General features: G+C 38.2%; 6 protein-coding genes. All 6 read right to left on the minus strand.

What is annotated here, in order from left to right:
* Positions 1–300: 300 nt before the first annotated feature.
* Positions 301–654 (minus strand): DUF4260 domain-containing protein, encoded by a 354-nt coding sequence (locus tag EL17_RS11455; protein ID WP_035074018.1) that lies wholly within the window; start codon positions 652–654, stop codon positions 301–303.
* A 31-nt stretch (positions 655–685) separates the two neighbouring features.
* On the minus strand, positions 686–1,255 hold the full coding sequence (locus EL17_RS11460) for an NAD(P)H-dependent oxidoreductase (protein WP_035074080.1): 570 nt from the start codon (positions 1,253–1,255) through the stop codon (positions 686–688).
* Between the two features lie 195 nt (positions 1,256–1,450).
* The gene (locus EL17_RS11465; protein ID WP_035074020.1) at positions 1,451–2,272 is read right to left on the minus strand and encodes a helix-turn-helix domain-containing protein; all 822 of its coding nucleotides are present in this window, start codon (positions 2,270–2,272) and stop codon (positions 1,451–1,453) included.
* Positions 2,273–2,612: 340 nt separating this feature from the next.
* Positions 2,613–3,014, minus strand: a complete 402-nt coding sequence (locus EL17_RS11470) for a DoxX family protein (RefSeq protein WP_035074082.1) — start codon at positions 3,012–3,014, stop codon at positions 2,613–2,615.
* Between the two features lie 601 nt (positions 3,015–3,615).
* Entirely contained in the window at positions 3,616–4,569 is a 954-nt protein-coding gene (locus EL17_RS11475; protein ID WP_035074022.1) for a PorP/SprF family type IX secretion system membrane protein, read from the minus strand.
* A 135-nt stretch (positions 4,570–4,704) separates the two neighbouring features.
* A partial coding sequence (locus tag EL17_RS11480) for a T9SS C-terminal target domain-containing protein (protein ID WP_035074023.1) occupies positions 4,705–6,149 on the minus strand: 1,445 nt, incomplete at its 5' end.

The following is a 6,149-nucleotide window of genomic DNA, read 5'->3' on the forward strand; positions in this document are numbered from 1 at the left end:
GTAATATTCATCAAATCTTAACCCCTACTATCAATAGTGGGCTTCGTTTCCTTTGAGATATTGCTGCCATATTGGATATAAAGTTTACTCCTTCTGACAGTCATACCCCAAATCAAGGTGCATCACGTGAGCATTAGGACTGTTCATTATTGGATAACCAGGGAGATCATTTAGTCCATATCCTGGATAACCCGGTGTTATTGATAAATATTCATCTGAAAGCTTTTCCGATACTTTTATATATTAGTGGGAAGAGTATGCAAATCCCTGCTACAGTGTATAAATAATCAGTATCCCCGATCATAAAAATGGTTCTGTACTTAAACTTGTATGCCAGAACCCATCAAAATATTTTAATCCTGTTCCAATGGCCCTGTCCATGGTAGCATGGGCAAAAAGTATTATTCCTATCAGCATCCATTTTCGGCTTCCTCTTGAAAAACCATACATTCCCAACACAACCCCTGTACCTCTGAAATGCAATAAATTGTAAATAATGGCGCCAACAGTATTGTTTACGAGATAGCCTATCATGCCCACATCAGGCAGCATTATCAGGGCCGGGAACCACCACCATTTATAATCTAAACGGTAGAATAAAAAGATACATCCCAGAAAAATGAACAGTTCTTCAATTTGAATTAAGATTTCCATAATATTTTTTCTACAATTTATAAATAGTGATTCAGTAAGTATTTTTGATCTTATTTGTCCAATTTTCCAAATGATCCGAAAGGGGTTTGTCTGCTTTGTCCAAAAATAAGTGGTCTATAATTTCCATCCCTACATAGGTATAAATTCCTTGGTCTGAAGTGAGCAGTAATGCCTTATCCATTCCCATGGCCTCATATTCAGCTTTTGACTTTCCCTGGGTATTGATTATGACTGCTTTTTTACCACTGAGTAAGCCTTTTTGAATACCTTGATCGTAACGGTAAGCAAAACCATAAGACAATACCCTGTCTATATAACCTTTTATGATGGCAGGTAAACCCGTCCACCAGATAGGGTAAATGAATGTAAGGCAGTCGGCCCAGATAATGAATTCTTGTTCCTGTTTTACATCATAGGAGACCTCCCCCCTGAGCTGTCCCGCCATATCACTTAAAGAAAGTACAGGGTTAAAATGTAGGGCATATAAATCCCTGACTTCAACTTGATGGTTATTATCGATAAGATAATCTACCACTACGTTTTTTAAGTGGCTGTTTAAACTATGGTGATTGGGATGTGCATAAATGATTAAATGTTTCATCTGGTTATCATCTATTTTTAAAAGGCCATAACTAATTACATGACGAAGGAAACTGGATGGAACCTCACATGGGCAGATAAGCATGCCCGTGTGTGAGGTTTTCCTTATCCTCGGTTTCATCGTTTTTAAAATTCTATCAATCTGATGAAGCAAATGTAGATTAGTGCTACAGATAAAAATTGTAAGAAAACGAAATCAGGAGATAGGATTACAGATTTCCTGCTGGAAGTTGAGGTATTGGGTAGGGCTAAGATTTATATAGTGTTTGAAGTCTTTGATCAGTTGGCTTTGATCATAATAACCACAATCTGCTACAATTTGCAACCAATCTATTTTTGAGGTTGATGAAGCCATGCTTTGAATGCTTACCACTGCTTTCAAAAATCTTAGGTAGCGGATGTGTTCTTTAGCGGAATAACCAAAGTGTTTTTTATGTTGAAGTTGCATATTGCGTTCCGACTGGTTATTTTGGTATGCCACCGATTTTATAGGATTTAAAGGTTGCTCCCTGACACTGGCTAACTGGGCCGCAATTTTATTTCGGTTTGTTAAATAAGGTTCACTGAATTTTAGCACATAATTTACTCTTGTATGGGTATCCTCCATTTTGCTAAGTTCATACCACAGCATCCCTAAGTAATCTCCGTGGACTAAATCTTCGGGGCCAATCGGCAAATGTTCCGACACACCCACCTTCCCAAAGATCCTATAAAAAGCATCATCCTTAAAATTGACGATCAGTATTTCAGTATTTGCAGGAAGCGTATATTCAAAAGCCTGCTTTATTGGACCGAGAAGGAGGTATTTGTTGACCTCTAACCGTGTACCATGTTTGGAGACTAAATATGGTTTTTCTCCGAAACTAAAAACCAAAATGGTTTGATAGGAAGGCAATAACGTTTTTGTGATGGCTTCGCCGGATCTGTTTTCGGCAAAATAAAAATGAGTGAATACTTCTTCAAATCCATTTGGTAGCTCTATTCTAAAGTTATGGTACCCAAGGTTTTCTTCTATCATTCACCTGTCTTTTAAAAATGACTGCTGTTAGCTGACTGAACTATAAAAAGGTGAATTTTGGTTTCACCTTTTTAACAATTGTTTTTTAGAGGCCAGAACTTGTCTGTACCGGAGGTCGGAGTGGTATCTCGCTTTTTTTGATAATCATCCCATTGGGTGATGCATTTTGTCATGCTTGATTCATCTCTTTATATTATGTTTTACCATAAGCCCCGCGACATATACTATCTTCCCTATACGATAATAATGATAAACAGTATTGTCTTAATAACCAAAAAATTAATATGGTCCAAAAGACCATTACCTCACGGAAAAAGATCACCACCGACTTTCCATGATATTAGACTTTAGTCGAAATCTTCCGCTTTGATTGTCTTCCCCAAGCAACAAATACAGCAAGAAAGGCCATAAATATATTAAAGCCGATGTCACCTGCTTCACCTCTTGAAATATGAAAGATGCATGCAGCCATCATCAAAACAAATATTCCATAAGCAGCAAATATGGTTAACTTGGGTTTGATGCTTAGCCATAATGGGAAAACAATTCCAAGTCCTGCCAATAGGTCAATTAGTCCGGTAATCAAAACAAGATGAGAGCTTTCCTTTATCCAAGGGAAAGGCAATGCATCAGGTTGCACTAATTTCATAACCCCGGCCCAAAGGAAAGTTGCGGCCAATACTACCTGAGCTGTCCATAGCATTATATTCAAAATGTTGGCGTTCTTTTGTTCCTTTATCATCATTTTTATTTTTTATTTGATGGTGCAATAATAAATACCTTTGCTATTCAAATGACATTACTTACCTTTTGGATAGCGCTATCCAAAGAGTAAGTAATGTAAATAAAGGTTGTTGTCAAAAAGTGGGTGACCCAACCATGCAGTCCATACAGCTGGCACCTGTAGCGGTAGAAGAAAGATGGGAATTGCTTATTATATAGGCATTATCTAAAAAAGCCTAACGGTATAGATCCTCCCTAGAAATTAAAGGCATTAAAGATCAAATCCTGTGGAAGGAAATGAAAAGGCAGGAAAACAAATGAGATGATCTGGAGGGCTAATTACTGCATTTCCCCACTACACTGTAATACTTGCGGCTTCTAGTTGTAAAAATATCGGATGGGCTTCATATCTGGGTATGCTGCACTGAAAGGAAATAGTTTGGGAATAAACAGAAATACTTATATGTAGTTTGTAATGGCTAATTTTTACTAGCAGTTCAAATTTACCTTCATAAGTGAATTGATCCGGTATTCGTCAATTAAACTGAATACTGAAATGAATAATAGCGCATTTAATAATAAGGCCAGCATTCCTAAACTGACCTTATTATTAAGATTTATTACCAAATCAATACTTCTTTAGGTTGTTTTCTGGTATTGGCTTTGAATAAATTAAGGCTTGCCATAAACTCATGCGTGGCATTTGGCAATAGATATGATCTGTTCATCGGAGTCTCATATACATATCCAATGCTTAATTTATTTAACAAAAACCCTAATTGAAAATTATTGGCATAATTGATCCTATGACCTGCCCCAACCCAAAATTTGTCCATTAATAAAGCTTTGACATTGAATTCTATATTATCCGGCAAATCCTCCTGACTTCTGTACATAAAGTTAGAAATAACCGCCAGATTTTGGTTTAAAGCCTCACGGTAACCGGCCTGAACAATATTTACTGATGGTTTTCTCTCTATAAATATATCACCGGAGCTTATAGCTCCCTTATTCAAATTGTGCCTACCATAGGAAAGGTAATAATTCCTATGCGTAAAGGCTAAGCCCATGTTAAAATCAAGCACCTGCATATTGGCAAACTGATTTAAATACTGAGCAGTGGTGGGGTCATTGATCTGTTCCACTGAAAGTAAATTCCCATCCAGTCTGACACTGTTGAAGTTTACGCCGGCACCTAATCTTAAATGATGGCTTTGGCTGATCCTGACCCTGGTAGCATAACTCGCTATGAGTTCTGTTTCCTGAAAAGGACCATATTGATCATGCAAAATACTTATGCCAGCGGCATTTTTTCCCAAAAGTGCTGGATCCGTTTCATTGGATAATTCTGCAAAATCAATTTCCAAAGATGCAAACATGGTTTTAGGTGCTCCTTCAAAGCCTACCCACTGGTTTCTGACAAATCCTCTGGCAACTGATCCTTCATAGCCTGTCAATCCCGGATTGTAATAGTTCTGGAAATGGCTGAACTGGCTGATATATTTTCTAGATTGCCCCTGTACAGCCGTGAAGGCAAATACAAACAAAAGGCATATGATAGATATTTTCTTCATCTGTTTATAATAGATATTTTATGGAGAGATGGAATTTCGCAACCTTCATAAGGATCTTACTGTGACATCCTTGGATCATGCTCGATTTCATTTAATTCATTTTATAGGGGAGGCCCTGGAGCCTCCCCTGATTATTTATTTTTTCAATAAAGTCACAAAACCTTTCCTGGTCTGTTTCAATTCCTTGATTTCAACCACATAGTAATAGGTTCCTGCTGCCAGATCAATGTTATTAAAAGTTCCATCCCATCTTTTATCAGGATTCTCAGTATAAAATACCCGTTTGCCACTTCTCTCAAATACCGAAACGCTTACCCCATCATAGAACCTGAGATCATTGATCCCCCAGTCATCATTGATTCCATCTCCGTCCGGTGTGAAAGTAGTGTAAATAATGATGTCATTTACCGGGATCCTTTCCCTTTCTATCTTGACCAACCTGTCGAGCACATTTCCGTCTCTGTCAGTAACCCTTATGGATAACTGGAATTCAGTTCTTCCTGAAACTCTGTCCGCGCTGCTCCAGTAAAGGTCATGGTCATGGATTTCAAAATAACCGTTATCGTAAGCATTCCCTACAAGTTCTATCACATGGTATGTATCTACATGATCAATTACTGTAAGCTTTCCGACATGCAGGAAAAACTCTGAAGCACTACCCTTAAATGTATGATTGCTTAATGTAATGTCAATTGGGGCTTGTTTAGGCAGAACCGTAAAGATAATCTCACTGTACAACTGGTTAGCGTTAATCACACCCACGGTGTTCTCCAAATAACCCTTTACCGGATAATCACCTCGGGCATAGATATCTGACTGTTCAAAATTCCATTGAACCTTCATTTCTAAAAACCTCCCATCTTGGCTCATTACCACTACCATTTCAGGCATTTCAGGATATTGCCCCCATGCAGCACTTACGTTTGCAGGATGCATGATCTGTTCTACGGTGATTCCAGAGATCCTGAATTCCGCTGACACATAATTCACTTCATAATTATTGGTTGCAGATAGGTTACCAAGTCGTATAGCATAGCTTCCAGGAATTTCGCCTTTTTCTCTGGCCAATGAACCTGATAGCATGGCTGCACGATCTTCCGCTTTCAGGCCAGTTACCGTATATGTAAATACGGGATCTTCTTGCCCGTATATTTTTTCCTGGTCAGCTGTTGCTATAATAGTCAGTATGGCAGGCATTACATCAAAAGTGGCGTTTTGATAACTGATCTCATAATTCTTATCAACTGCCTTTTCTACCACTATATTATAGATACCTACGCCTGATAGCGCATTTACAGTAGTTTTGATTTCCGCTGGAGTAGATATGGATTCATCACCGTTTACCAGTCCCTGGTATTCATAAGTCAGTTCGGGATTTTCGTCTCCATAGACTTTTGACTTATTATGAGCTTTCACCAAAAGAACTGCGGGTGAAATTATCAGTTCGGCCTGCTTATAGTTAATACTATAATTAGGATCAAAAGCAGCACTTATTTCAATTGGATAGGTGCCTGTACCAGATGAATTTGTTGCTACAGTTGCAATAATTGGAGCTTCTTCTGTTTCGGTATCCCCATTGA

It is taken from the genome of Anditalea andensis (genome assembly GCF_000714815.1).
GTDB classification, from domain to species: Bacteria; Bacteroidota; Bacteroidia; order Cytophagales; family Cyclobacteriaceae; genus Anditalea; species Anditalea andensis.